A 23,694-nucleotide genomic window follows, 5' to 3' on the forward strand; every position below is an offset into this window, starting at 1 on the left:
CGCTGACGCGGGGGCAGAGCCCCTTCGCGCGCTATCGAGGCTTTCCAGTGATCCAGATTGGTGTCGATTTCGGCGGGACCAAGATCGAGGCCGCCGCCCTGGCGCCCGACGGAGAGGTCATGGCCCGACTGCGGACGCCGACGCCCGCAACCTACGACGCCGCCTTGGCCGCTGTCCGGGATCTGGTGGAACGTATCGAGGCGCAGACGGGCCAACCCGGCTCGGTCGGCGTCGGCGCGCCGGGCTCGATTTCGCCGCGCACCGGTATGATGCGCAACGCCAACGCCGTGTATCTGAATGGCCGCCGCTTTCGCGAGGACCTGTCCCAGGCGCTGGCGCGGCCGGTGCGTCTGGCCAACGACGCCAACTGCCTGGCCCTGTCGGAAGCCGCCGACGGCGCAGCGGCCGGGGCGCGGGTGACCTTCGCCATCATCCTGGGCACTGGCTGCGGTGGCGGTCTGGTGGTCGACGGCCGTCTGGTCGAGGGCGGCGACGGCGTGGCCGGGGAGTGGGGCCACATTCCATTGCCATGGCCTAGCGTCGACGAAGCGCCTGGACCCGATTGCTGGTGCGGCCAGAAGGGATGCCTGGAGACCTGGGTGTCCGGCACCGGCCTGCAGCGCGACTTCAAGGCCCGCACGGGTCGTGACCTGGACGGCGCGACCATCGTCGCCGACGCCTTGGCCGGCGAGCCGGAAGCCGCCGCCGCCTTCGATCGGCTGGTCGATCGCCTTGGTCGGGCCATGGCCGTGATCTGCAACATCGTTGACCCCGACGTCTTCGTCTTGGGCGGCGGTCTGTCGAACGTCGAGGCGCTCTATGCGCGACTGCCCAGTGTGATCGGCGCCCGCATCTTTTCCGATGGCTTTTCGGCCAAGATCGCGCCGGCGCGCTGGGGTGACAGTTCGGGCGTGCGGGGCGCGGCGCGTCTGTGGTCGCCGGGGGAAGCGGGCTAGGCTTGGGCGGTGTTCCGCAGCACCGAACGCACCGGCAGGTAGCGCGCCATGATCGGCAGGATGGCCGCGCCCAGGGCCGGCGCATCGGCGGCGAGCGCCGCGTGGCGCACCGGGGCCATGGCCAGCGCGAGGTTCCGGGCGGCCAGCTTGTCGTTTACAGCCTGGGCCAAGCGGTCAATCAGCGAGCCGGGCAGGCGGCCGCCGATGAACACGGCTTGCGGGTCGATCAGGCAGCTGATGGCGACCAGCGGATCGCACAGCCGCTCGGCCGCGATGTTCAACCATGCATCAATCCGTGCGCGGCCTTCCGGCGGCAGGTCCGCGAGCTGCGCGGGGTCGGTCGGCGCCAGGTCGCCCAGCGCCTCGTTCAACGACGACAGCGAGACGAAGTCCTCCAGCGTCGCCGAGCCTGTGGCGTTCACCGGCAGGAAACCCAGCTCGCCGCTGCGGCCATGCGCGCCGCGGAAATATTCGCCGTCGACGACCAGGCCGCCGCCCAGACCCGAACTGACCAGCATGTAGAAGAAGCTGGGATTGCGCATGCCATGGCCGAAGTGCAGCTCGCCCAGGGCGGCCGCGGCGGCGTCGTTCTCGACCATGATCGGCCAGTCATGACCGGGCGAGAGCAGGGCGCGCAGATCGACCGTGTTCCAGGCTTCGTAGTCCGCCGGCCGGTGGGGCAGATCACCCTTGGCCAGATCGTCAGGCACGGCCACGCCGACGCCGATGATCCGGTCGGCCTGAATGCCCTTCAGCTTACGGAACGCCTTGCGGTGCTGCTCGAAGAACGCGGCCACCTGCTCGGGGCTGGCGAAGGCGATCTCGCGTGAGGCGCGGGCGCGGACCTTGCCGGCCAGGTCCAGCAGCACGATCGTGATGTGGTCGCGGTCGATATTGAGGCCGATCGAGTAGCAGCCGTCCGGATTGATCGTGAAGGTCATGGCCGGCTGGCCACGCGCGCCATGCAGCTTGCCAGCCTCGATGACCAGGCCTTCCTCGAGCAGACGGTTGGTGATGTTGGTGATCGCCGGGACCGTCAGGCCCGTATAGGTGGCGACTTCCTGTTTGGTCTTGGCCAGGCCGATGCGGATCGATTGCAGGGCGACGCGCTGATTGTAGTCGCCGGCCCGCTCGATATTGGTGCCGGACAGGCTGGCCCGGTCGTCGTGCGGCTTGCGGGAACGCCGGCTGTGCGCCTCGGACATGGTCGCGCTGTCTCTCCTGGGATTGGAAGCGATACCATCCGCGTGGCCATTAAGAAAACTGGTTTTATTATTTCAAGGGCAAGGCCAAGCGCCGTCAGGGTTTCGTCATCGGGCGGATCATTTTTGGAGATGATTAACCGTGAAGCTTGGCCGTTCCTTAGGGCTTCGGCGCGATAACCATCCCCATCAGATCCAAGCGTTGCTCGCACAGGGAATGGGGCCAATGAAACTCTCGATCGCACTCGCCGCCGGCGTCGCCGCCAGCTTCTTCGTCGCTCAGGCCGCTTCGGCCGCTGGCGGTTTCGAAGACCAGATGGGCCGCTGCCTGCAGCAGTTCGCCAACACCCGCGACGCCGCCCAGGTCATGCTCGAGTGCAACGCCGCTGACGGCAAGCTGTCGGACTGCAAGGTCGTCGACAACAGCGCCGGTGGTAAGGGCTTCGACAAGGCCGCCATGTGCATCGCTGAAAAGCTGCCGATGGGCGCCAAGACCGGCACCGTGAAGGTTCCGTTCCGCTTCCCGGGCGGCGCGTAAGACTTAACCGTCCATACGGTACGAGCAATCGCCTCCGCTGGTTCGCCCAGCGGAGGCGTTGTTGTTTCTGGGCGCGGGCGCCTATGCTGCCGCTCTCGATAGGGAGCGGGAACGAAAATGAAGCGTAGCAGCGTTCTGGCGTTCGCCATGGTCGGCGGCCTGGCGGCCGTGTCTTTGGCCGTGGCCCAGACCAAGCCGGAAGAGACCGAGGTCTGGAAGCCGCCGGTCCCGGTGGTGGCGCCGGCTCAGGACGCAGGCGGCGCGCCGGCCGACGCGATCGTCCTGTTCGACGGCAAGAACCTCGACCAATGGGTCTCGGCCCTGGACAAGTCGCCGGCCGGCTGGACGGTTGAAGGCGGAGTGTTCACCGTCAACAAGGCGCGCGGCAATATCGAGACCAAGCGGTCGTTCCGCGACTACCAGCTGCACCTGGAATGGCGCGTCCCGGCCAACATTACCGGCTCAGGGCAAGCGCGGGGCAACAGCGGCGTCTTCCTGGCGTCCACCGGCCCGCGCGACCAGGGCTACGAGGTGCAGATCCTCGACAGCTACGGCAACGCCACCTACGTCAACGGCCAGGCCGCCAGCGTCTACAAGCAGCATCCGCCCCTGGCCAATGCCAGCCGCAAGCCCGGCGAGTGGCAGACCTACGACATCATCTGGCATCCGCCGACCTTCGGCGCCGAAGGAGCGCTGTCCAGGCCGGCGACGGTCACGGTGCTGCACAATGGCGTGTTGGTGCAGGACAACGCCGTGCTGGCCGGTGAGACGGTCTATATCGGCAAGCCGACTTACAAGCTGCACGGGGCCGCCCCGATCAAGCTGCAGGCGCATGGCGATCCCAGCGAGCCGATCAGCTTCCGCAACATCTGGGTTCGCGAGCTGCCGACGCCGCTAGGCTGACGGCGGCGCGGTGCTGGAGCGCACCACCAGCTGATGGGGCAGGGTGACGTTCTGCAGGGTGCTGGTCCGGTCGGCCAGGATGTCCAGCAAGAGGCGCACCACCTCGTGGCCGATCTGCTCCTTGGGCTGGCGCACCGTGGTCAGCTGTGGGTGCAGGTATTGGGCGAAGCGGATGTCGTCGAAGCCGACCAGCGACACGTCTTCGGGGCACCGCAGGCCGCGCTGGCGGATCGCCTCCAGCGCGCCCATGGCCATCTCGTCGCTGAAGCAGAAGATCGCCGTCGGCCTGCCGGGTTCGTCCAGCAGTTCGCCGGCCTGGCGCACGCCCGACTCGATCGAGAAGTCGCCGATGGCGATGCGCAGGGCGCTGGCGCGACCATGACGCTGGGCGGCAGCCAAGACGCCGTTCAGGCGGTCGCTGCTGATCGGACTGGCCAGCGGGCCGGTCACCGCGCCGACGCGAGTGTGGCCGAGTTCATAGAGGTACTCGACGGCCTCGGCGGCGGCGCGCTCATTGTCGATATGGGCGCTGGAGACGGCCAGGCCTGGGCGGAACTCGCAACCGTTGACGATCGGGGTCTTGGGCCCCTTGGCGGCGACCATTTCGGCCAGCACGTCGGGCAGGCGGTGACCCAGAAAGATCAGGCCGTCGGCCTCCTTGCGGCGGAACATGGCCGCGTACTGCTCCTCGCGCGCCTCCTCGTGACGGGTGTCGCCCAGCAGCACCGAATAGCCGGCGGCCAGGGCGGCTTCCTCGACGCCCCGGATCACCTGCGAGAAGAATGGGTTGGAGATGTCCGGCACGGTGACCAGGATCTTTTCGGTGCGCAGGGTGCGCAGGCTCTTGGCCGCGAAATTGGGCTCGTAGCCCAGGCGGTTGACCGCCTCCATCACCTTGTTGCGCGTGGTCTCCAGCACCAGTTCGGGTGCGCTGAACACCCTCGAAACGGTGGCTGTAGAGACGCCCGCGTCGCGGGCAACGTCTTGAATGGTCGCCATTGGCCGGACACTGGCGACTAGCCGACAGCTTGGCAAGCAGGCGGACCCCTGTTATCGATGATTTCGATTACATCGGAGCGGAGGCCGTCCAAAACGGACGAAACCAACCGCCCAAAACTGGTCGGGGAGGGCCAGGTCCATGAACACGAGCTTCCGGCTCTTCGTGATGATGGTGCTGCAGCTGGCGATCTGGGGCGCCTGGGCGCCGAAGATCTTCCCCTACATGGGCATGCTGGGTTTCGAGCCCTGGCAGCAGTCGCTGGTCGGCAGCTCTTGGGGCGTGGCCGCCCTGGTCGGCATCTTCTTTTCCAACCAGTTCGCCGATCGCAACTTCGCGGCCGAGCGGTTCCTGGCCGTCAGCCACCTGATCGGCGGCCTGGCCCTGGTCGGCACGGCCTTCGCCACCGACTTCTGGCCGTTCTTCGCCTGCTATCTGGTGTTCAGCCTTGTCTATGTGCCGACCCTGTCGGTGACCAACTCGATCGCCTTCGCCAATCTGAAGGATCCGGCCGCCGGCTTCGGCGCGGTGCGGATGGGCGGGACGGTCGGTTGGGTGCTGGTCAGCTGGCCGTTCGTTTTCCTGCTGGGCGCTCAAGCCTCGGTCGAGCAGGTGCGCTGGATCTTCCTGGTCGCGGCGATCGTCTCGTTCGCCTTCGCCGGCTATGCCCTGACTCTGCCGCACACGCCGGCCCGCAAGGATGCGCCGGGCATCGACAAGCTGGCCTGGCGCCGCGCCTTCAAGCTCTTGGCCGCGCCGTTCGTGCTGGTGCTGTTCATCGTCACCTTCATCGATAGCGTCATTCACAACGGCTATTTCGTGATGGCCGACGCCTTCCTGACCAACCGGGTCGGCATCGCCGGCAACCTGTCGATGGTCGTGCTGAGCCTGGGCCAGGTGGCCGAGATCCTGACCATGTTCGTGCTGGGCCGCGTGCTGGTCCGTCTGGGCTGGAAGGTCACGATGATTGTCGGCGTGCTGGGTCACGCCGCGCGTTTCGCGGTCTTCGCCTTCTTCGCCGACAGCATCCCGGTGATCGTCGCCGTCCAGCTGCTGCACGGCATCTGCTACGCCTTCTTCTTCGCCACCGTGTACATCTTCGTTGACGCGGTGTTCCCCAAGGACGTCCGCTCCAGCGCCCAGGGCCTGTTCAACCTGCTGATCCTGGGCATCGGCAATGTGGTGGCCAGCTTCCTGTTCCCCGAACTGGTCAGCAAGCTGAGCGCAGGAGGGGCCGTGGACTACACCACCCTGTTCCTGGTCCCGACCGGCATGGCCCTGGCCGCCGTCTGCCTGCTGGCGGTGTTCTTCCGCCCGCCGTCGCACGGTCCGGTCGCCGAGACCGATGACGTTCCCGCCACCGCCTCTGCGGCTCAAGTCTAAGGAAAGCCCCGTGAACCAACACCTTTCTCGACGTGGCCTTCTGGGCGCTGGCGCGGCTCTGATGGGCGCGACCCTGGCCGGCTCGGCCAGCGCGGCGTCGGCGCCGTTCTTCCAGCGCCACAAGCAGCCTGTCGGCATCCAGCTCTACAGCCTGGGTCCGGACCTGGCCAAGGAGCTGGACGCCCAGCTCGCCACGGTATCCAAGATCGGCTTCAAATCGGTCGAGCTGGCCGGCTATCTGGGCCGCACGCCGGCCGAGCTGCGCGCGGCCTTCGACAAGGCAGGCCTGGTCTGCCCCAGCGCTCACATCTCGCCCAAGGGCCCCAACGGCTTCAGTGGCGACCTGAACAAGCTGGCCGACGAGCTGCACGTGATCGGGGTGAAGTCGGCGATCATGCCGATCCTCTACATCCCCGATCGCCTGGGCAACGACCTGCGCGCGGCCGGCGTCCAGATGACCGCCGACGATTGGAAGTGGAACGCCGACTTCCTCAACGAGAAGGCGGCCGTGCTGAAGAAGGCCGGCATCATCAGCGGCTATCACAACCACAATTTCGAGTTCGCCCCGCTGGGTGACACGACCGGCATGGAGATCCTGCTGAAGGGCACGGATCCGAACCTGGTCACCTTCGAGATGGATGTGGGCTGGGTCACGGCCGCCGGCCACGATCCGCTGGCCCTGCTGAAGGCCCATCCGGGTCGCTTCACCCAGATGCACGTCAAGGACGTCAAGGCGACGACCAAGACCAATTTCGAGCTGAAGCAGGACCCGACCGAGGTCGGCAGCGGCATGATCGACTGGAAGACGCTGCTGCCCGCCGCCTACGCCGCCGGCATCCGCGGCTTCTATTACGAGCAGGAGCCGCCGTTCGCCCATCCGCGCCTGGAGTCGGCCAAGATCAGCTACGACTATCTGGCTAAGGTCGTCGCCTAATGGCTTTGCGGATGGCCATGGTCGGTGGCGGTCCGGGCTCGTTCATCGGGCCCGTGCACCGCATGGCCGCCGAGCTGGACGGGCATATCCGGCTGGTCGCCGGGGTGTTCAGCCGCGACGCGGCCAAGAACGCCCAGGCGGCCGCCGCCTGGGGCGTCGCGCCCGATCGGGTCTATCCGGACCATCACGCGATGATCGCCGCCGAGCGGGCGCGTGAGGACGGCGTCCAGCTGGTCTCAGTGGTGACGCCCAACCACCTGCACTTCGACGTTTCGGCCGCCGCGCTGAAGGGCGGGCTGCACGTGATCAGCGACAAGCCCGCCACTCTGAACCTCGCTGAGGCCCAGGAGCTTGCCAGCATCGTCGCGGCGTCGGGCAAGCTCTATGGCCTGACCTACACCTACACCGGCTATCCGATGGTCCGCGAGGCGCGCGAGATCGTGGCGCGCGGCGACCTGGGCGCTGTGCGCAAGGTGGTGGTCGAGTACTCGCAAGGCTGGCTGTCCAAGCCGCTGGAACTGGACGAGGCCAACAAGCAGGCCAGCTGGCGCGGCGATCCCAAGCAATCGGGCGTCGGCGGCTGTATCGGCGACATCGGTGTCCACGCCTTCAACATCGCCGAGTTCGTCACCGGTCACCGCGTCGAGCGCCTGTGCGCCGACGTCTCGACCGTCGTGCCGGGGCGCAGCCTGGACGATGACTGCAACGTGCTGCTGCGTTTCGCCGGCGGCGCGCGCGGGGTGCTGATCGCCTCGCAGATCTCGGCCGGCGCCCGCAACGGCCTGACGCTCAGCGTCTATGGCGAGAAGGGCGGCCTGACCTGGTCGCACGAGGATCCCAACGTGCTGACGATCGACTGGCTGGACGGTCCCAGCCAGGTGCTGCACGCCGGTTCGGGCTATTTGGGCGCGGGCGCTCGCGCCGTGACGCGCCTGCCGACGGGCCATCCTGAGGGCTTCATCGAGGCATTCGCCAACATCTATCGCGACTTCGCCGACGCCATTGAAGGGCAGGGCGGGGCGCTCGTGCCCGACATCGGCGAGGGCGTGCGCGGCATGGCCTTCGTCGAGCGCGCCGTGGCCGCCAGCCGCGACGACGCCGGCTGGGTGTCGCTTCAAGGAGACGGGCGATGAAGACGCTCAAGGGACCGGCCATCTTCCTGGCCCAATTCATCGGCAGCGAGCCGCCGTTCGACAAGCTGGAGACCATGGCCAAATGGGTCGCCGACCTCGGCTATCTCGGCGTGCAGATGCCGACGGGCGGGGCGGACTCGTTCTTCGATCTGGCCTTGGCCGCTGAGAGCCAGACCTATTGCGACGACATCGCGGGCCTGCTGGCCGAGTACGGGCTGGAAATCACCGAACTCTCGACCCACCTGCAGGGCCAGCTGGTCGCCGTGCACCCGGCCTATGACGAGCTGTTCGACGGCTTCGCGCCGCCCGAGCTGCGCGGCAAGCCCAAGGCGCGTCAGGAGTGGGCGGTCGGGCAGGTGAAGGCCGCCGCCGTCGCCAGCCGTCGCCTGGGCCTGAAGGCTCACGCCACCTTCTCGGGCTCCCTGGCCTGGCCCTATGTCTATCCGTGGCCGCAACGGCCTGCGGGCCTGATCGAGGAGGCCTTCGCCGAGCTCGGCCGGCGCTGGAAGCCGATCCTGGACGTCTTCGAAGAGAACGGCGTCGACGCGGCCTACGAGATCCATCCCGGCGAGGACCTGCACGACGGCGCGACCTTCGAGCGGTTCCTGGATGAAGTCGGCGGCCACCCGCGCGCCAACATCCTGTTCGATCCCAGCCACTTCGTCCTGCAGCAGCTGGACTACCTCGGCTACATCGACCGCTACCACGAGCGCATCAAGGCGTTCCACGTCAAGGACGCCGAGTTCCGGCCCACGGCCCAGTCGGGCGTCTATGGCGGCTACCAGGGCTGGGCCGAGCGGCCGGGCCGGTTCCGGTCGCTGGGCGACGGCCAGGTGGACTTCAAGGCGATCTTCTCCAAGCTGGCCCAGTACGACTTCGACGGCTGGGCGGTGCTGGAGTGGGAGTGCGCGCTGAAGCATCCCGAACAGGGCGCCCGCGAAGGCGCGCCGTTCATTCGCGACCACATCATCCAGGTCACGGACAAGGCCTTCGACGACTTCGCTGGCAGCGCGCCAGACGCCGGTCGCAATCGCCGGCTATTGGGTCTGTAAGGCCGCCGCCAAATTCTGACGGAGAGTTTCCTCGATGAAGTTCAAGCTTATGCTCGCCGCCATCCTGATGGGCATGGCGACCAGCGCCGCCGCGCAGGTCTCGGGCCAGCAGGTGTTCGAGCAGAAGTGCACGATGTGTCACTCGCTGCAGCCCGCGCCGGGCAAGATGGGGCCGCCCCTGGCCGGTGTCGTCGGTCGCAAGGCCGCGACCGCGCCGGGCTTCGCCTACAGCAACGCCCTGAAGGCCTCGAACATCACCTGGACCGCCGACCAAATGGACGCCTTCATCAAGGCCCCAGGTAAGACCGTGCCGGGCACCAAGATGCTGCTGGGCGAGGCGGACGCCGCCAAGCGCGCCGCCGTCATCCAGTACCTGACCTCGGTGAAGAAGTAGCCGGTTCTGACGGCGCCTAGCGGGCCGTCAGCTCCTGGATCTGAATGTCCTTGAACTCGATCGGGTGGCCCTCGCTCTGCAGCGCGATGTAGCCCTCGGTCACCGGCTGGGCGCCGCGCGCGAGGATGTAGGGCTTGGCCCCGCCGGCGACGGTGTCATCCGGATCCAGGGTCACGCCGGCGTAGTGGTGCACCGCCACGCCGTTGATCTTCTGGGTGATTTCGCCATTGGGCAGGACTTCAAGCTCGGCCTGGACCCAGGTGCCGTTCGGGATGGTCGGGGCGTTCTTGGAGATCGTGCAATGCTCCTTCACCTTCGTCCCGTCGATGGTGATGGTCAGGCCGGGCGTGCAGACCGAGCCGGTGGAGCGAGGCGCATCGCCGTCCTTGCCCAGCAGCTGGAACTCGACCGAGACCGGGAACGGCTGCTCGACGGTCATGCTCTCGGGGCTCTGGCTCAGGAACATGATGCCGCTGTTGCTGCGCGCCCAGGCCGGGGTGTCGGCCAGACCGCCCTCGGTCAGGAAGCGGTAGGTCAGCTTCAGGCGATAGGCCTTGAACGGGGTCTTGTAGAACAGGTGCCCGAACTGGCCGTCCAGCGTGTCGTACTTGGCGTACGAGACCCGGATCGCGCCGTGGTCGACCACGAAGGTGTCACGATAGTTCTCGCCGGCCGGATGCTTGGCGACCTTGGGCGTCCAGCCGTTCAGGGTCATGCCGTCGAACAGCGGCCGCCAGGGGCCGGCCTTCACGTCTTCGGCGTGCGCCACACCCGCGCCAAGCGCCAGCAGCAGGGCCAGCGCCCCGCCGGTCGATCTGATCATCCTTGTCCTCCCAGACGCTCGCCCATTTTTGACATGAAATGCCGAGCTTTCTTGCAATGTAACCCATTTCATGGAAGCCTCCAGGCAAGAATGAAGGGTTCGCCGAGGTCGGGGCGTCGCGTTGCTTAAAGCTTCCGGCGTGGTCCATCGAGCGGCCGCAAAGGGAGCGAACATGGCCAATGTGAGCGGCCGCGCGAAGCGCAAGAACACCTACGATGCGATTGTTGTTGGTAGCGGTATCACTGGGGGCATCGCCGCCAAGGAGCTGACTCAGAAGGGCCTGAAGGTCCTGGTTCTCGAGCGGGGCCGCATGGTCAAGCACCTCGAGGACTATCCGACCGCCGTCCTCGATCCTTGGCAGACCCAGTACCCGCAAGGGCAGCTGCCGGAAGCCGAGCTGGAGGCGCACTATCAGGTGCAGCGCCGCACCAACTACACGATGACGGAGTACACCCGGCACTTCTTCGTCAAGGACGACGAGCACCCCTATACCGAAGAGAACCGCTTCGACTGGATCCGCGGCTATCACGTCGGCGGCCGGTCGCTGACCTGGGGGCGGCAGAGCTATCGCCACAGCCAGCTGGACTTCGAGGGCAACGCCCGCGACGGGATCGCTGTCGACTGGCCGATCCGTTACGAGGACCTCGCGCCCTGGTACGAGCACGTCGAGCGCTTCATCGGCGTCTCGGGGCAGCACGAAGGCCTGAGCCACTTCCCCGACGGCCACTACCAGCCGCCGATGGAGATGAACTGCGTCGAGAAGGCCTTCAAAGCCAAGTCCGAGGCGCGCTTCCCCGAGCGCCGGATCAGCATGGGCCGCACCGCCCACCTGACCGATCCGACCGAGGAACAGCTTAGCCTTGGCCGCACCAAGTGCCAGTACCGCAACATGTGCATCCGCGGGTGCCCGTTCGGCGGCTACTACAGCTCCAACTCCGGCGGCCTGGTGGCGGCCGAGCGCACCGGCAACCTGGTGATCCGCCCGAACTCGATCGTCACTGAGATCGTCTATGACCCGAAGGCCGGCAAGGCGTCGGGCGTGCGCATCCTGGACGCCGAAACCAAGAAGGACGAGGAGTTCCACGCCGACGTCATCTTCATCTGCGCCTCGGCCTTCAACTCGGCCTGGATCCTGATGAACTCGACCAGCTCGCGGTTCGAGAACGGGTTCGGCAACGCCAGCGACCAGCTGGGCCGCAACGTCATGGATCACCACCTGGGCGTCGGCGCCACCGGCGAGGCGCCCGAGTTCGCCGACATGTACTATTCGGGTCGCCGGCCCAACGGCATCTACGTGCCGCGCTTCCGCAACCTGGGCGACGAGGCGACCAAGCGCAGCGACTACCTGCGGGGCTTTGGCTATCAGGGCGGCGCGGCGCGTTCGACCTGGGATCGCGACCTGGGCAACCGCGCCAAGGGCGCCAAGGGGTTCGGCGCGGCGCGCAAGGCCGCGCTGACCCAGCCCGGGCCCTGGACCATGGGCCTGGGCGGCTTCGGCGAGATCCTGCCCTATGCCGACAACCGCATCACCCTGAATCGCGACAAGACGGATGCGTTCGGCCTGCCGACCCTGTCGATCAACGTGACCATGCGTGAGAACGAGATGGCCATGCGGCGCGACATGCAGAACGCGGCGGCCGAGATGCTGGAGGTCGCCGGCTTCAAGAACGTGAAGGGCCATGACGGCGGCTTCTCGCCTGGCCTGGGCATCCACGAGATGGGCACCGCGCGCATGGGCCGTGATCCCAAGACCTCGGTGCTGAACGCCCACAACCAGGTGCACGAGTGCACGAACGTCTACGTCACCGACGGGGCGGCGATGACCTCGGCCTCGTGCGTGAACCCGTCCCTGACCTACATGGCCCTGACGGCCCGCGCCGCCGACCATGCGGTGAACGCTCGCAAGCGGGGAGACATCTGATGCTGAACCGACGTGATGCGATGCGCGGCCTGGCCTTGGCGGTCGGCGTCGCCTCGACGGGCTGGGCGCAGCGCGCCCTGGCCGCCGCCTCGCCGGCGCCGGCGCTGAGCTGGACGCCTAAGGCCCTGACGGTGGATCAGGCCCGGCTGCTGGATGTGGTGGCCGAGCTGATCATCCCGGCCACGGACACCCCTGGTGCTCGCGCCGCCGGCGTTCCGCAGTTCATCGACCGCGCCGTGGGCGACTATTACACCAAGGATCAGGTCGGGCAGCTGCTGGACGGCCTGGCGCGCATGGACGCCGACGCACGCACAGCCCATGGCGATGTCTTCATCGCCCTGACGCCGGAGCAGCAGGTGGCGCTGCTGACGGCCTACGACCAGGAGTCCGGCATCGCGCGTGGCCAAGGCCAGTCGCATTTCTTCCCGGCGTTGGAGGACATGGTGACGGTCGGCTACTTCACGTCCGAAGTCGGCGCGACCGAGGCGCTGAAGTACGATCCCGTGCCCGGCGCCTATCACGGCTGCGTGCCGATGGCCGAGATCGGCAAGGCCTGGGCGACGCGCTAGCTCAGCCCAGGTCGTTCAGCTCGGCGACGAAGTCATAGGCGTCGCCGCGATAGTACGAGTGCGAGACCTCGACTGGTCGGCCGTCGCGCAGGAAACCGCGGCGCTCGACCAGCAGGCCGGCGTCCTTGGGCTTCACGTGCAGCAGTTCGGCGTGCTCGGGCGTGATCAGCACGCCGCGCAGCCGCTGCAGCGCGCGCGTGGGGCGGTGGCCGGTGGCCGCCATCGCTTCGTACAGCGACGCGCCGACGATCTCGATCGAGGGCAGGGCGAAGGCCGCGATGGTGGTGTATTCGATGGCCATCGGCGCCCCGTCGGCGCAGCGCACCCGGTGGAAACGATAGACCGGCGCGCCGGGCGACAGGCCCAGGGTCAGCGACTCCTCGGGCGTCACCGCGCCTTCCATGCGGGCGATCCACTCGCTGTGTGGCGTGCGGCCACGCGAGATCATGTCCTCGGTGAAGCAGGTCAGTTTCGAGAAGTTCTTCTCGACGCGCGCGGCGACGAAGGTGCCCGCGCCCTGGCGGCGGGTCAGCAGGCCCTCGCTGACCAGGCCGTCCAGCGCCTTGCGGACGGTGATGCGCGAGATGTTGAAGTCCCCGGCCAGATCGCGTTCAGGCGGCAGCGCGTCATCGGGCGCCAGGACCTTGTCCTGAATAGCCTCGCGCAGGGCCTTCTGCAACTGCTTGTAGAGCGGCGCTGAGTCCCCCTGGCCCAAGGGGCCGATCTGGGTGGCCAGCGACATGACAAGCGCTCCTCAATGCGACTCGCTTCGAGGGTGAAGCGCGAATAGGTCGGATCAAAAAGATACCAATTTAGATCCTATTTCAACCGACCTTATCGGCGACGAAATGACGAGTTCTACGAAAATCTTGCGTAAACAAGATGATCTGCACGGTTTGGCTTCAGGTGGTGTCTTATTGGTATTAATTTGGTCTCTGAAATGTGACGCTAGGTCAGCGCCGCCAGTACGGTTCCGGCCACGGCGGCCGCCTGGCCACGGATGTCCGGCACGGCCGTGATCTCCCACGAGGTCCCGCGCGTGGCGGGGCCGACGGCCAACAGGGTCGGCGAAGCTTCACCGGAGACGTCGCGCACGCGGTAGTCGTCATCGACGTCGAAGCCCAGGCGCAGCGCGTCGGGCCGGGCCAGGCCGCGCTTGACCAGATCCTTGATCAGCGGATCGGTCGAGGTCAGCACGTCGCCGGTCGGGCCCGTGCAGTTGATCACAGTCGCCGCGCGGAAGACGTAGCCGGTCCGCTCGCCGCGTCCGCGCCAACGGCACAGGGCGAAGCCGTCGGCCTCAAGGCGCAGGCTGCGGATCTTGCCGGCGGCCAGGGTCAGCTGGCCCGTGGCGCGCATGGCCCCGATATGGCGCGCGACCAGTGGCGCCAGGCGGTGGCGGTGGATGTCCCAGAAGGGCCGGGCGTGGCGCAGGAAGGCTTGCTTCTGCTGGGCCGACCAGCCGCGCCACAGGCTCTGGGTCGCGGGGCGGGTGGCGTCGATGGCCGTGCGCCAGCCATGCTCGGCCGCCGCCGTCCGCAACCAGCCGAAGGCTTCCAGCGGCGAAAGGTCGTTGGCGGGCGGCAAGGGCAGGGACAGCGGCGGCGCGCCGTCATGCTCCAGCGGCGCCAGGCCGCGCCGCGACAGGGCCAGCATCGGCCGGCCGGGCTGGGCCTGGTTCAGGGACAGGGCGACGTCGACCATGGTTAGGCCCGTACCGATCAGTAGCACCGGTCCCGACGGCAAGTCGGCGGCGTTCCAGCGCCAGGGATCGGCGACATAGGCGTCGGAGGCGGCGAAGGCTTCGTCGATGCCCGGCGGCCTGGCGGGCGGCGGATTGCCCAGGGCCAGCACGACCGCGTGGGCGGTGACCGCATTGCCCATGGCGCAGGTCAGCCGCCAGCCGTCGCCGCCGGGCTCGATGCCGATCACGGCGTCCGGAACCACCACCAGCCGCCCGGCGCCGGCGGGGCCTTCGGCAACCTCGGCCACCTGGCCCTGGAGGTAACGACCATAATCGGCGCGGGTGGCGAAGTCGGCGGGGCCGAGGCCGAAGCGCTCCTTGCGAATCCACTCGACGAAGTGACCCGGTCGGTCGGGCCAGGCGCTCATATTGCCGGCGCGGACGTTCAGGCGATGGCCGGGATTGTGCGTGGCATAGGCCGCGCCCAGGCCCACGGGCGTGCGACGCTCGAACAGGATGACCTTGGCGTCCGCCGAGCGTCTCAGGATGTTGAGGGCGGTCATCACGCCGCTGAACCCCGCGCCGACCACGGCGATGACAGGCGCTGGCTTGGGGGGCATGCGGATACTCTACGGCGTCGGTGGGGATTTCTCGACGATCCGCCCCAATCTGGCAAGGTCCCACGAAAAAGGGGAGCGCCTCGCGACGCTCCCCTCCGTCATTTGTGCAGATGGTCTACTTCTGGACGGTCAGCCTGAAGACCATGGTGTTGCTGTACTTCTGGCCCGGATCCAGGCGGACCGGCGCGAACTGTGGCTTGTTTGGCGCGTCGGGGAAGTGCTGCGGCTCCAGCGCGATGCCGTCGCCCTGGCGATAGATCTTGCCGCTCTTGCCGATGGTCGTGCCGTCGATGAAGTTGCCGGCATAGAACTGGATGCCCGGCTGGTCGGTCAGGATTTCCAGAACGCGACCGCTCTTGGGATCGGCCAGCCGACCGCCAAGACGCAGTGCGCCGCCAGCCTTGCCGTTCAGGACGTAGTTATGGTCGTAGCCGCGGCCCGCGACGATCTGCGGGTCGCTGGCGTCGCGGATACGGTCGCCGACGGCCGTGGGCTTACGGAAGTCGAAGACCGTGCCGGCCACCGGCGTGGTCTGGCCGGTCGGGATCAGCTCGGCGTCGACCGGCGTGTAGCCGTCGGCCGGGATGGTCAGGACGTTGCCCATCGCGCCTTCCGCCGCGCCTTCGCCGGCGACATTGAACAGGGCGTGGTTGGTCATGTTGACGATGGTCGGCTTGTCGGTCGTGGCGCCGTAGGTGATCGTCAGGTTGTTCTGCTCATCCAGGGCATAGGTCGCCGTGGCGGTCAGGGTTCCGGGATAGCCTTCCTCGCCGTCGGCGCTGACATAGCCGAAGGTCACCGAGGCCGTCGGACCGGACTTGGCGTCCAGCACCTTCCAGACCACCTTGTCGAAGCCCTTCACGCCGCCGTGCAGCGCCGCGACCTTGTTGTTGTTCAGAGCCAGCTGGTAGGTCTTGCCGTCCAGGGTGAAGCGGCCCTTGCCGATACGGTTGGCGAAGCGGCCAACCGAGGCGCCGAAATAGCTGGCGTTCTTCTCGTAGGTCGCGGCGTCGCCAAAGCCCAAGGCGATGTCGGCCTTCTTGCCCGTGCGGTCGGGGCCGATCAGCGACTGCAGGGTCGCGCCGTAGGTGATGATCGTGGCGCTGACGCCCTTGGCGTTGGTCAGCGTGATGGCCTCGACCGCCTCGCCGGATGCGAGGGCGCCGAACGGTTTGCGCGACAACTCGGCGGCATTGGCCGAGATCGCAACGAGGGCGAGTGCGCTACCTAGCGCGATGGTCTTCAGCTTCATGTTTCTCTCCCTTTGTCGTTCTTGATTATTCGATGAAGGCCGCCGCCGCGACCCGCTCGCTGAGCAGGAAGGCGTCGGCCACATGCCTTAGCGGACTGACATCCACGTCGCTGGCGCCATCGGCGATCAGCCTGGCGAAGGCGTCGTACAGGCCCGGATATTCGCGGTCCGGACCTTCCTGCAGCAGTTGGCCGTCGATGTAGAGCTTGGCGCCGCCGTGGGTCAGTTTCAGCTGGCCGTCGTCGGTGTCGACCTCGATGTCCCAGCTTTGCGGACCGGTTTGCAGGAAGTCGAGCTCGGCGCGGATCGGGGCGCCGGCCGCGTCGCGGAAGTCCAGCTCGGCCTGGATCGGTGACTGGCAGTTCTCGGGCACGTGCAGCACGCCCTTCGACAGGAAGAACGGACGCGGCAGGATGGCCGTGACGATCGACAGGGCGTTGATGGCCGGGTCGAAGACGCCCAGGCCGCCGGCCTGCCAGATCCAGTCCTGGCCGGGGTGCCAGACGCGGACGTCTTCCTTCCAGTTGATGCGCACGGCCTTGACCGAACGCTCGGCCAGCCATTGGCGGGCGGGCTCGACGCCGACGGCGTAGCGCGAGTGCCAGGTGGTCTGCAGGGTCAGGCTCCGCTCGACGGCGGCCTGGCGCAGGTCCTCGACCTCGCTCAGCGTCGCGCCAGGCGGCTTCTCCAGCATCACGTGCTTGCCGGCCGCCAGGGCCAGGTGGGCCAGGGCGTGGCGCGGCTGGGGCGGGGTGCACAGCGCCACCGCGTCCACCGCCACGTCGCTGGCCAGCAGGTCGGCCAGGTCGGTGAAGTGCGCGACCCCATCCAGCTCGGCATTGCGGCTGACGATAGCGGCCAGCGTAAAGCGCGGATCGGCGGCGATCGACGGCAGGTGCTGGTCGCGAGCGATCTTGCCCAGGCCGACCAGGGCCAGACGAATAGGCGTCGTCGTCACAGCGACTTCACCACGACCGGCCGGGCTTGCGCCTGGGCCAGCGGGTTGCGCACCGGATAGCGGAACGGCGCGGCCTCGATCTCGAACACGTCGCCGACCTGGGTCTGGAAACCTTCCGAGAAGGAGAGGGTGGCCGTGCCGAAGAAGTGGACGTGGAGATCACCCGGGCGACGGAAGATGTCGTACTTGAAGTGATGGTGTTCCAGGTTGGCGATCGTGTGGGACATGTTCGCCTCGCCTGACAGGAACGGTTTTTCCCAGACGGCCTGGCCGTCGCGGACGATGCGGCTGGCGCCGCGCACGTCGGCGGGCAGCTCGCCGGTCAGCAGTTCCGGACCCAGGGCCGCGTTGCGCAGCTTGGAGTGGGCCAGCCACAGATAGTTGCCGCGCTCGATCACGTGGTCCGAGAACTCATTGGCCAGGCAGAAGCCCAGGCGGTGCGGCGTGCCGTCAGGACCGATCAGATAGACGCCGGCGATCTCGGGTTCCTCGCCGCCGTCCTTGGCGAAGCTGGGCGAGGTGAGAGGCTGGCCCGGACCGATCAGCTGCGTGCCGTCGCCCTTGTAGAACCATTCCGGCTGCACGCCTTCCTGGCCGGCCGCAGGTTTGCCGCCCTCGACGCCCATCAGGAACATCCGCATGGAGTCGGTCAGCTGCTCGCCAGCCTGGGCGGCCTTGTGCATCTTGTCGCGACCTTCGGCCGAGCCGAGGTGGGTCAGGCCTGTGCCGGTCATGGCCAGGTGGGCGGGATCGGGATGGTCGATCGGCGCCAGCACGCGGCCTTCGGCCAGGGCGGCGGGGATGTCGATCTCCTCACCCAAGGCGCGGGCCTGGGCCGCTTCGGCCAGGGTAGCGTCGACCTTCAGGGCGACCTGGGCCAGGTCATAGAGGGTGTCGGCGACCTCGACTTTGCGGGCGCGGCCCGAGTCGTCGACGGCGGCCAGCTGCCTCGTACCGCCCGAGGTCTTCAATTGCACGAACCGGAACACCACGGCGACGACCCTCTGAAGCTTTCTAATAGTCCGACAAATATCGTGGCGGCGCGCGCTGTCAAACGACGTTTCGTACGACTAGGCCCAAGAAATTCGCCGACGGCGCGTTCCGTAGGGAAACTTTGAAGTCCAATTCGTCGTACATTTGGGCCGAGGCGTGGCTCCGGCGCGCCTTGGTCACCCAGGCGAATTCGCTTGTTCTCCGACAATTGGTCTCGCTAGAGTCGCCGGCAGGGCGCACACAGCGACCCGGGATCTGCGCAACGGGAGCGAAATACGCGTGTCGAAGGCCAAGGAAGCGGGCGTTGGCGGTGACGGCGAACGCGAAGAAGGCTTCTCGGGCCGGATCCACGGGTCGATCGCGCGGGCGCTGGGGATCGCCATCGTGTCGGGCAAGCACCAGCCCGGCGACGTCCTGAACAACGAGATCGACGCGTCCGAGCAGTTGCAGGTCTCGCGCAGCGCCTATCGCGAAGCCATCCGCATCCTGGCCGCCAAGGGGCTGGTCGAGAGCCGTCCCAAGACCGGCACTCGCGTCAGCGCCCGCACGCGCTGGAGCCTGCTGGACCCCGAGGTCCTGGCCTGGTTCTTCGAATCGGAGCCCAGCGAGGCTTTCCTGCAGGAACTGTACGAACTGCGGATGATCGTCGAGCCGGCCGCCGCGGCCCTGGCCGCCGAGCGCCGCGATGACGCCCAACTGGAGCGCATGCGCGCCGCCCTGGTGGCCATGCAGCACCACACCCTGGCCACTGAAGCCGGCCAGGCCGCAGACCGCGACTTCCACGACACCGTGCTGAGCGCCGCCAACAATGCGCCGCTGTTCACCCTCTCCAGCAGCATCGGCGCGGCCGTGCGCTGGACGACCATCTTCAAGCAGCGCGACCGCGAGCTGGCGCGCGATCCGATGCCCGAGCACTGGAAAGTGTTCGACGCCATCGCCGCCGGCCGCGCCGACCAGGCCCGCCAGGCGATGGAGAAGCTGGTCAGCCTGGCCCTGGACGATACGCGCGGGGCGATCGAGCGCCGTCCGGGGCGCTAGGCGCCAATCATCGGACAAGGACCTGCCGCGAAATCCGAAGTTGCGTCGGCTCTTGTGACGCACTCGCAATGCCGCTCGCCCTGATTGACGCTCCATACCGCACGGTATAGTCAGACAAATACGATCTAGCGGGGCCGTGAACCGGTGAGCGCGCGATTCTCGCGCCGGGTTTACAAGTTCGTCGGTGTCCCGCTGCCCCGTCGACAAGGCGCTTCGCCTTCAAGGATTGTCATGAGCGTTCCTCCCGTTTCGCCCCGCGCCCTCCGCTCGCGCGCCTGGTTCGACAATCCCGACAATATCGACATGACCGCGCTCTATCTGGAGCGTTACCTGAACTTCGGCCTGTCGCTGGAGGAGCTGCAGTCGGGCAAGCCGATCATCGGCATCGCCCAGACCGGCTCGGACCTGTCACCCTGCAACCGCCATCACCTGGTGCTGGCCGAACGCGTGCGGGAAGGCATCCGCAGCGCCGGCGGCATCGTGCTGGAATTCCCGGTCCATCCGATCCAGGAGACCGGCAAGCGCCCGACGGCGGGCCTGGACCGCAACCTGTCGTACCTGGGCCTGGTGGAGCTGCTGTACGGCTATCCGCTGGACGGCGTGGTGCTGACGATCGGCTGCGACAAGACCACGCCCGCCTGCCTGATGGCGGCGGCGACGGTGAACATTCCCGCTATCGCCCTGTCGGTCGGCCCGATGCTGAACGGCTGGCACAAGGGCCAGCGCACGGGCTCGGGCACCATCGTCTGGAAGGCCCGCGAGATGCTGGCGGCCGGCGAGATCGACAATGCCGGCTTCATCAAGCTGGTGGCCAGCTCGGCCCCGTCGACCGGCTACTGCAACACCATGGGCACAGCCACGACCATGAACTCGCTGACCGAGGCCCTTGGCATGTCGCTGCCCGGCTCGGCGGCGATCCCGGCTCCGTATCGCGACCGGCAGGAGAATGCCTACCGCACCGGCCTGCGCATCGTCGACATGGTGCATGAGGATCTAAAGCCCTCGGACATCCTGAGCCGCGAGGCGTTCCTGAACGCCATCGTCGTCAACTCGGCCATCGGCGGCTCGACCAACGCCCCGATCCACCTGAACGCCCTGGCCCGTCACGTCGGCGTCGAGCTCAGCATCGACGACTGGCAGCAGACCGGCGAGGAGGTGCCGCTGCTGGTCAACCTGCAGCCGGCCGGTGAGTATCTGGGCGAGGACTACTACCGCGCCGGCGGCGTGCCGGCTGTGTTCGGCCAGTTGATCGAGCAGGGTCTGATCCGCGAGGAGGCCCGCTGCGTTTCCGGCCAGAGCATCGGCGAGCAGTATCGCGGCGCCGAAATCGAGGACGAGAACGTCATCCGTCCGTTCTCGCGCCCGTTGGTCGAGCGCGCCGGCTTCGCGGTCATGCGCGGCAACCTGTTCAACTCGGCGATCATGAAGACCAGCGTGATCAGCCAGGAATTCCGCGACCGCTATCTGTCGAACCCCGATGATCCGGATGCCTTTGAGGGCGACGCCATCGTGTTCGACGGACCCGAGGACTATCACCACCGGATCGACGATCCGTCGGTCGGCATCACTGCCAACTCGATCCTGTTCATGCGTGGCGCCGGTCCGATCGGCTATCCGGGCGCGGCCGAGGTCGTGAACATGCGGGCCCCCAACTACCTGATCAAGCAGGGCATTCACCAGCTGCCGTGCATCGGCGACGGTCGTCAGTCGGGCACTTCGGGCTCGCCGTCGATCCTGAACGCTTCGCCCGAAGCGGCGGCGGGTGGCGGCCTGGCCCTACTGAAGAGCGGCGACAAGGTGCGCTTCGATCTGCGCAAGTCGCGGGTGGACGTGCTGGTCTCGCCCAGCGAGATCGTCGAACGCCGCAAGGCCCTCGAGGCGGCCGGCGGCTTTGCCTATCCGGAAAGCCAGACGCCGTGGCAGGAGATGCAACGCGCCGTCGTCGGCCAGATGGACACCGGCGCCGTGCTCGAACCGGCTGTGAAGTACCAACGCATCGCCCAGACCAAGGGCTTGCCGCGCGATAATCACTAGCTAGCGCGGAAGATCCTGGCCTCGAACACCGCCGCCCACTGGTTGGCGGCCATCTCGAACGTTACCGTGATCTTGCTCTTTCCGTCCGTCAGAGCCTGGGGCAGGGCGTAGGTCTTCACGTTCAGCGTCGCGGTGCGATCGCCCGACAGCGCCTCGCGCGCCACCTCCTGGCCCTCGACCAGGATCCGGAAGGCCTTGTTCCGCGCCGCGCCGTCATAGGTCACCTGCAGGGTCAGCGGGCCAGGCGCGGTGGCCATCTGGAACGCGATCGAGCCCTTGTTGAGGATCCGGCTGCGGACCGTCAGGTTGCCGGTGTCCTGGGTGCCGGGGCTGGCCTTCAGGGCGTGGTCGACCTCGGGCTGTTGCTCGCCGAAGCGGATGGTGTCGACGGTGCGCTCGCGGATGTCGGCGCGGACCTTGGCCTCGGCGACCAGACGCGGCTCGGCCTGCGCCCACTGCGCTGGCGTCAGGCGGCGAAAATAGACGGCCGTGCGGTTGTGGTGCTGCTCGAAGTAGGGGCGCAGAGCCAGGTTCTGTGGCCGGCTGTGATCGGCCAGCGAGAACCGTTGCGGGCCGCTAGCCGGCATCAGGGCAGCGGTCCCGACCACAACAGGATCGAAACTGTCCCACGGCTGCTCTGACGAGCCCAGATCGGCGGCCAGGACCAGCGGGCCGTTCAGGAAGGCGATCAGGTCCGGATCGTCGGGCATGGCCTCCGTCCGCACCGACATCGGCATAGTCAGTGTGACCTTGTCGCCGGCGCGTAGAGTGAGATCGATATAGCCGTTCTTCGGCGCAACCCGCTGGGCGCGGCCGTTGACGGCGACCGACGGCGTCTCGCACCAGTTCGGGACCCGCAGGGACACCGGCGTCGGCGTCTTGGCCTTCGCCAGCGTCAGGGTGACCTGGTCGCTGTACGGAAACTCGGTGTCGATCTCGAGCTTCACGCCCTTCTCGGCCCAGTCCAGCGTCGACGGATAGTACAGGTTGACCCGCACCCGCTCGCCGTCGCGCCAGAAGATGCTGTCGCCGAGTTTGGAATAGTTCTCCATGCCCGTGCCGACGCAGCACCAGAACGAGTCCGTCGGCGTCGAGTGGCCCCGCGCATAGCCCGAGGCCAGCGGCGAGAAGTAGGTGAACATCCCGGTGTCCGGATCCTGCTGCGACAGGATGTGGTTCAGGTGGGCGCGTTCGTAGAAATCGAAGTATCGGCTCTCGCCCGTCCAGGCGTGCAGATGCCGCGACAGCTTCAGCATGTTGTAGCTGTTGCAGCACTCGCAGGTCTGCTGGCCCAGGCGCGTCGACAGCTGGCGCGGCTTGCCCAGGTGCTCGAACTCGGAATTGCCGCCGATCACGTAGCTGTGGTCGTGGACGACCGTCTCCCAGAAGAACATCGCCGCCCTGGCCGCATCGGCGTCGCCGCCGGTCTCGTAGAGCCGGGCCTCGCCGATCAGCTTGGGGATCTGGGTGTTGGCGTGCTTGCCGGCCAGGTCGTCGCGGCCGGCGATCAGGGGATCGATGATGTCGGTGTGCTGGACGCGGCGGGCCAGATCCAGCCAACGTTGCTGGCCGGTGCAGGCGTGCAGTTCGGCGAAGCTCTTGACGATGCCGCCATGCTCGACGCGCAGCACGGTCTGGACCTGCGTGGCGTCCAGCGCCTCGAACATCCGGCCTAGATAGTCGCCGAGGCCGATGGCGACGGTCAGGGCTTTGGGATCGCCGCAGTACAGGTGGGCGTCCAGGGCCCCGGCCAGCACCTTATGATAGGTGTAGATCGGCACCCAGCCGCCGTTCAGGCCGCCGGCGGTGTCGATTTTGCCGGCGCGGATCTCTTCGTAGACGACCTTGCCATCGACCGCCTTGCCGCCGCGCTCGACCGTCGTGCCGCCGGTGTAGCCGTCACCGTTCGCGGCCTGGCACACGGCCAGCTCCTCGACGATGTAGGCCGCGCGCTGCTTGAAGGCCGGATCGCCGGTCTGGGCCCACATCAGCGACACCGCCGACAGGTAGTGGCCCAGGCTGTGGCCAGCGATGCCGGCCGCCTCCCAGCCGCCATAGACCGCGCCCTTTGGCGGAAGGCCCGCGCCGGCGCGGAAGTTGTGCAGCAGGCGATCGGGCTCTAGCGACAGGAGATAGCGCTGGTTGGTCTCCATCGCGGTGCGGAAGCGCGAGGGTTTCAGTCGCACCTGTGACAGCGGAAATGGCTCCAGCCGCGTCTTGGCGGGGCTTGCGAAAGCGGGCGAGGCCAGGACCGCCGCGCCCAGCGCGGCGCCCGTCTTCAGGGCTGTGCGGCGCGACGGTCCGGTCATG

The 23,694-nt window shown here is 67.5% G+C and carries 21 protein-coding genes; 12 read left to right on the forward strand and 9 right to left on the reverse strand.

Going from position 1 to position 23,694, the window contains the following annotated elements:
- The first annotated feature begins 47 nt into the window (after positions 1 to 47).
- Positions 48 to 956 (forward strand): ROK family protein, encoded by a 909-nt coding sequence (locus AC1RRR_RS03030; protein ID WP_492810461.1) that lies wholly within the window; start codon positions 48 to 50, stop codon positions 954 to 956.
- Here the strand turns inward: AC1RRR_RS03030 and AC1RRR_RS03035 are convergent.
- Positions 953 to 2,161: an ROK family transcriptional regulator gene (locus AC1RRR_RS03035; RefSeq protein WP_492810462.1), complete on the reverse strand. Its 1,209-nt coding sequence runs from the start codon at positions 2,159 to 2,161 to the stop codon at positions 953 to 955. The genes AC1RRR_RS03030 and AC1RRR_RS03035 overlap by 4 nt on opposite strands.
- Positions 2,162 to 2,384: 223 nt before the next feature.
- Between AC1RRR_RS03035 and AC1RRR_RS03040 the strand changes: the two genes are divergently transcribed.
- Both AC1RRR_RS03040 and AC1RRR_RS03045 read left to right on the forward strand, forming a co-directional pair.
- Positions 2,385 to 2,696 (forward strand): energy transducer TonB family protein, encoded by a 312-nt coding sequence (locus tag AC1RRR_RS03040; protein ID WP_291876993.1) that lies wholly within the window; start codon positions 2,385 to 2,387, stop codon positions 2,694 to 2,696.
- 117 nt (positions 2,697 to 2,813) lie between these two features.
- Positions 2,814 to 3,599, forward strand: coding sequence for a 3-keto-disaccharide hydrolase (locus tag AC1RRR_RS03045; protein ID WP_492810464.1), 786 nt, complete (start codon positions 2,814 to 2,816; stop codon positions 3,597 to 3,599).
- On the opposite strand, the gene AC1RRR_RS03050 is transcribed toward AC1RRR_RS03045, so the two are convergent.
- The gene (locus tag AC1RRR_RS03050) at positions 3,591 to 4,598 is read right to left on the reverse strand and encodes a LacI family DNA-binding transcriptional regulator (protein ID WP_492810465.1); all 1,008 of its coding nucleotides are present in this window, start codon (positions 4,596 to 4,598) and stop codon (positions 3,591 to 3,593) included. The genes AC1RRR_RS03045 and AC1RRR_RS03050 overlap by 9 nt on opposite strands.
- Positions 4,599 to 4,737: 139 nt before the next feature.
- Between AC1RRR_RS03050 and AC1RRR_RS03055 the strand changes: the two genes are divergently transcribed.
- From AC1RRR_RS03055 to AC1RRR_RS03075, 5 genes are read left to right on the forward strand one after another with little or no spacing between them, the layout of a single operon-like run.
- Positions 4,738 to 5,979, forward strand: coding sequence for an MFS transporter (locus tag AC1RRR_RS03055; RefSeq protein ID WP_492810467.1), 1,242 nt, complete (start codon positions 4,738 to 4,740; stop codon positions 5,977 to 5,979).
- A complete protein-coding gene (locus tag AC1RRR_RS03060; protein ID WP_492810468.1) occupies positions 5,942 to 6,913 on the forward strand; it encodes a sugar phosphate isomerase/epimerase family protein in 972 nt (323 codons plus the stop codon). The genes AC1RRR_RS03055 and AC1RRR_RS03060 overlap by 38 nt, the downstream gene beginning before the upstream one ends.
- A complete protein-coding gene (locus tag AC1RRR_RS03065; protein ID WP_492810469.1) occupies positions 6,913 to 8,046 on the forward strand; it encodes a Gfo/Idh/MocA family protein in 1,134 nt (377 codons plus the stop codon). The genes AC1RRR_RS03060 and AC1RRR_RS03065 overlap by 1 nt, the downstream gene beginning before the upstream one ends.
- On the forward strand, positions 8,043 to 9,098 hold the full coding sequence (locus tag AC1RRR_RS03070) for a sugar phosphate isomerase/epimerase family protein (protein WP_492810471.1): 1,056 nt from the start codon (positions 8,043 to 8,045) through the stop codon (positions 9,096 to 9,098). The genes AC1RRR_RS03065 and AC1RRR_RS03070 overlap by 4 nt, the downstream gene beginning before the upstream one ends.
- 34 nt (positions 9,099 to 9,132) lie before the next feature.
- On the forward strand, positions 9,133 to 9,492 hold the full coding sequence (locus AC1RRR_RS03075; RefSeq protein ID WP_492810472.1) for a c-type cytochrome: 360 nt from the start codon (positions 9,133 to 9,135) through the stop codon (positions 9,490 to 9,492).
- Between the two features lie 16 nt (positions 9,493 to 9,508).
- On the opposite strand, the gene AC1RRR_RS03080 is transcribed toward AC1RRR_RS03075, so the two are convergent.
- Positions 9,509 to 10,315 (reverse strand): 3-keto-disaccharide hydrolase, encoded by an 807-nt coding sequence (locus AC1RRR_RS03080; RefSeq protein WP_492810473.1) that lies wholly within the window; start codon positions 10,313 to 10,315, stop codon positions 9,509 to 9,511.
- Positions 10,316 to 10,487: 172 nt separating this feature from the next.
- On the opposite strand from AC1RRR_RS03080, the gene AC1RRR_RS03085 reads away from it, so the two are divergent.
- Both AC1RRR_RS03085 and AC1RRR_RS03090 read left to right on the forward strand, forming a co-directional pair.
- A complete protein-coding gene (locus tag AC1RRR_RS03085) occupies positions 10,488 to 12,236 on the forward strand; it encodes a GMC oxidoreductase (RefSeq protein WP_492810474.1) in 1,749 nt (582 codons plus the stop codon).
- Positions 12,236 to 12,805 (forward strand): gluconate 2-dehydrogenase subunit 3 family protein, encoded by a 570-nt coding sequence (locus AC1RRR_RS03090; protein WP_492810475.1) that lies wholly within the window; start codon positions 12,236 to 12,238, stop codon positions 12,803 to 12,805. Before AC1RRR_RS03085 ends, AC1RRR_RS03090 begins: the two co-directional genes overlap by 1 nt.
- Before the next feature lies 1 nt (position 12,806).
- Here the strand turns inward: AC1RRR_RS03090 and AC1RRR_RS03095 are convergent, their stop codons facing one another.
- The 5 genes from AC1RRR_RS03095 to araD1 form a co-directional block, all read right to left on the reverse strand.
- On the reverse strand, positions 12,807 to 13,547 hold the full coding sequence (locus tag AC1RRR_RS03095; RefSeq protein WP_492810477.1) for a GntR family transcriptional regulator: 741 nt from the start codon (positions 13,545 to 13,547) through the stop codon (positions 12,807 to 12,809).
- 206 nt (positions 13,548 to 13,753) lie between these two features.
- On the reverse strand, positions 13,754 to 15,109 hold the full coding sequence (locus AC1RRR_RS03100; protein WP_492810478.1) for an FAD/NAD(P)-binding protein: 1,356 nt from the start codon (positions 15,107 to 15,109) through the stop codon (positions 13,754 to 13,756).
- A gap of 115 nt (positions 15,110 to 15,224) precedes the next feature.
- Positions 15,225 to 16,361 carry an aldose epimerase family protein gene (locus AC1RRR_RS03105; protein ID WP_492810480.1) on the reverse strand — a complete coding sequence of 379 codons (1,137 nt, stop codon included), beginning with the start codon at positions 16,359 to 16,361 and terminating at the stop codon, positions 15,225 to 15,227.
- 25 nt (positions 16,362 to 16,386) lie between these two features.
- Complete coding sequence (locus AC1RRR_RS03110) at positions 16,387 to 17,319, reverse strand: Gfo/Idh/MocA family protein (protein ID WP_492810482.1); 933 nt, start codon at positions 17,317 to 17,319, stop codon at positions 16,387 to 16,389.
- Positions 17,316 to 18,311 (reverse strand): AraD1 family protein, encoded by a 996-nt coding sequence (araD1, locus tag AC1RRR_RS03115; RefSeq protein WP_492810483.1) that lies wholly within the window; start codon positions 18,309 to 18,311, stop codon positions 17,316 to 17,318. Before araD1 ends, AC1RRR_RS03110 begins: the two co-directional genes overlap by 4 nt.
- A 280-nt stretch (positions 18,312 to 18,591) precedes the next feature.
- On the opposite strand from araD1, the gene AC1RRR_RS03120 reads away from it, so the two are divergent.
- Entirely contained in the window at positions 18,592 to 19,350 is a 759-nt protein-coding gene (locus AC1RRR_RS03120) for a FadR/GntR family transcriptional regulator (RefSeq protein ID WP_492810484.1), read from the forward strand.
- Positions 19,351 to 19,581: 231 nt separating this feature from the next.
- Positions 19,582 to 21,384 carry an IlvD/Edd family dehydratase gene (locus tag AC1RRR_RS03125; RefSeq protein ID WP_492810486.1) on the forward strand — a complete coding sequence of 601 codons (1,803 nt, stop codon included), beginning with the start codon at positions 19,582 to 19,584 and terminating at the stop codon, positions 21,382 to 21,384.
- On the opposite strand, the gene AC1RRR_RS03130 is transcribed toward AC1RRR_RS03125, so the two are convergent.
- A complete protein-coding gene (locus AC1RRR_RS03130; protein ID WP_492810488.1) occupies positions 21,381 to 23,693 on the reverse strand; it encodes a beta-L-arabinofuranosidase domain-containing protein in 2,313 nt (770 codons plus the stop codon). The genes AC1RRR_RS03125 and AC1RRR_RS03130 overlap by 4 nt on opposite strands.
- Position 23,694: the final 1 nt, after the last annotated feature.

Source organism: Caulobacter sp. GW821-FHT12D05, from assembly GCF_058807295.1.

Bases quoted from the DNA above. Each gene is read 5' to 3' on its own strand.
- AC1RRR_RS03035 (WP_492810462.1), bottom strand. From the start codon at position 2,161: ATGTCCGAGGCGCACAGCCGGCGTTCCCGCAAGCCGCACGACGACCGG.
- AC1RRR_RS03040 (WP_291876993.1), top strand. From the start codon at position 2,385: ATGAAACTCTCGATCGCACTCGCCGCCGGCGTCGCCGCCAGCTTCTTC.
- AC1RRR_RS03045 (WP_492810464.1), top strand. From the start codon at position 2,814: ATGAAGCGTAGCAGCGTTCTGGCGTTCGCCATGGTCGGCGGCCTGGCG.
- AC1RRR_RS03050 (WP_492810465.1), bottom strand. From the start codon at position 4,598: ATGGCGACCATTCAAGACGTTGCCCGCGACGCGGGCGTCTCTACAGCC.
- AC1RRR_RS03055 (WP_492810467.1), top strand. From the start codon at position 4,738: ATGAACACGAGCTTCCGGCTCTTCGTGATGATGGTGCTGCAGCTGGCG.
- AC1RRR_RS03060 (WP_492810468.1), top strand. From the start codon at position 5,942: ATGACGTTCCCGCCACCGCCTCTGCGGCTCAAGTCTAAGGAAAGCCCC.
- AC1RRR_RS03065 (WP_492810469.1), top strand. From the start codon at position 6,913: ATGGCTTTGCGGATGGCCATGGTCGGTGGCGGTCCGGGCTCGTTCATC.
- AC1RRR_RS03070 (WP_492810471.1), top strand. From the start codon at position 8,043: ATGAAGACGCTCAAGGGACCGGCCATCTTCCTGGCCCAATTCATCGGC.
- AC1RRR_RS03075 (WP_492810472.1), top strand. From the start codon at position 9,133: ATGAAGTTCAAGCTTATGCTCGCCGCCATCCTGATGGGCATGGCGACC.
- AC1RRR_RS03080 (WP_492810473.1), bottom strand. From the start codon at position 10,315: ATGATCAGATCGACCGGCGGGGCGCTGGCCCTGCTGCTGGCGCTTGGC.
- AC1RRR_RS03085 (WP_492810474.1), top strand. From the start codon at position 10,488: ATGGCCAATGTGAGCGGCCGCGCGAAGCGCAAGAACACCTACGATGCG.
- AC1RRR_RS03090 (WP_492810475.1), top strand. From the start codon at position 12,236: ATGCTGAACCGACGTGATGCGATGCGCGGCCTGGCCTTGGCGGTCGGC.
- AC1RRR_RS03095 (WP_492810477.1), bottom strand. From the start codon at position 13,547: ATGTCGCTGGCCACCCAGATCGGCCCCTTGGGCCAGGGGGACTCAGCG.
- AC1RRR_RS03100 (WP_492810478.1), bottom strand. From the start codon at position 15,109: ATGCCCCCCAAGCCAGCGCCTGTCATCGCCGTGGTCGGCGCGGGGTTC.
- AC1RRR_RS03105 (WP_492810480.1), bottom strand. From the start codon at position 16,361: ATGAAGCTGAAGACCATCGCGCTAGGTAGCGCACTCGCCCTCGTTGCG.
- AC1RRR_RS03125 (WP_492810486.1), top strand. From the start codon at position 19,582: ATGAGCGTTCCTCCCGTTTCGCCCCGCGCCCTCCGCTCGCGCGCCTGG.
- AC1RRR_RS03130 (WP_492810488.1), bottom strand. From the start codon at position 23,693: ATGACCGGACCGTCGCGCCGCACAGCCCTGAAGACGGGCGCCGCGCTG.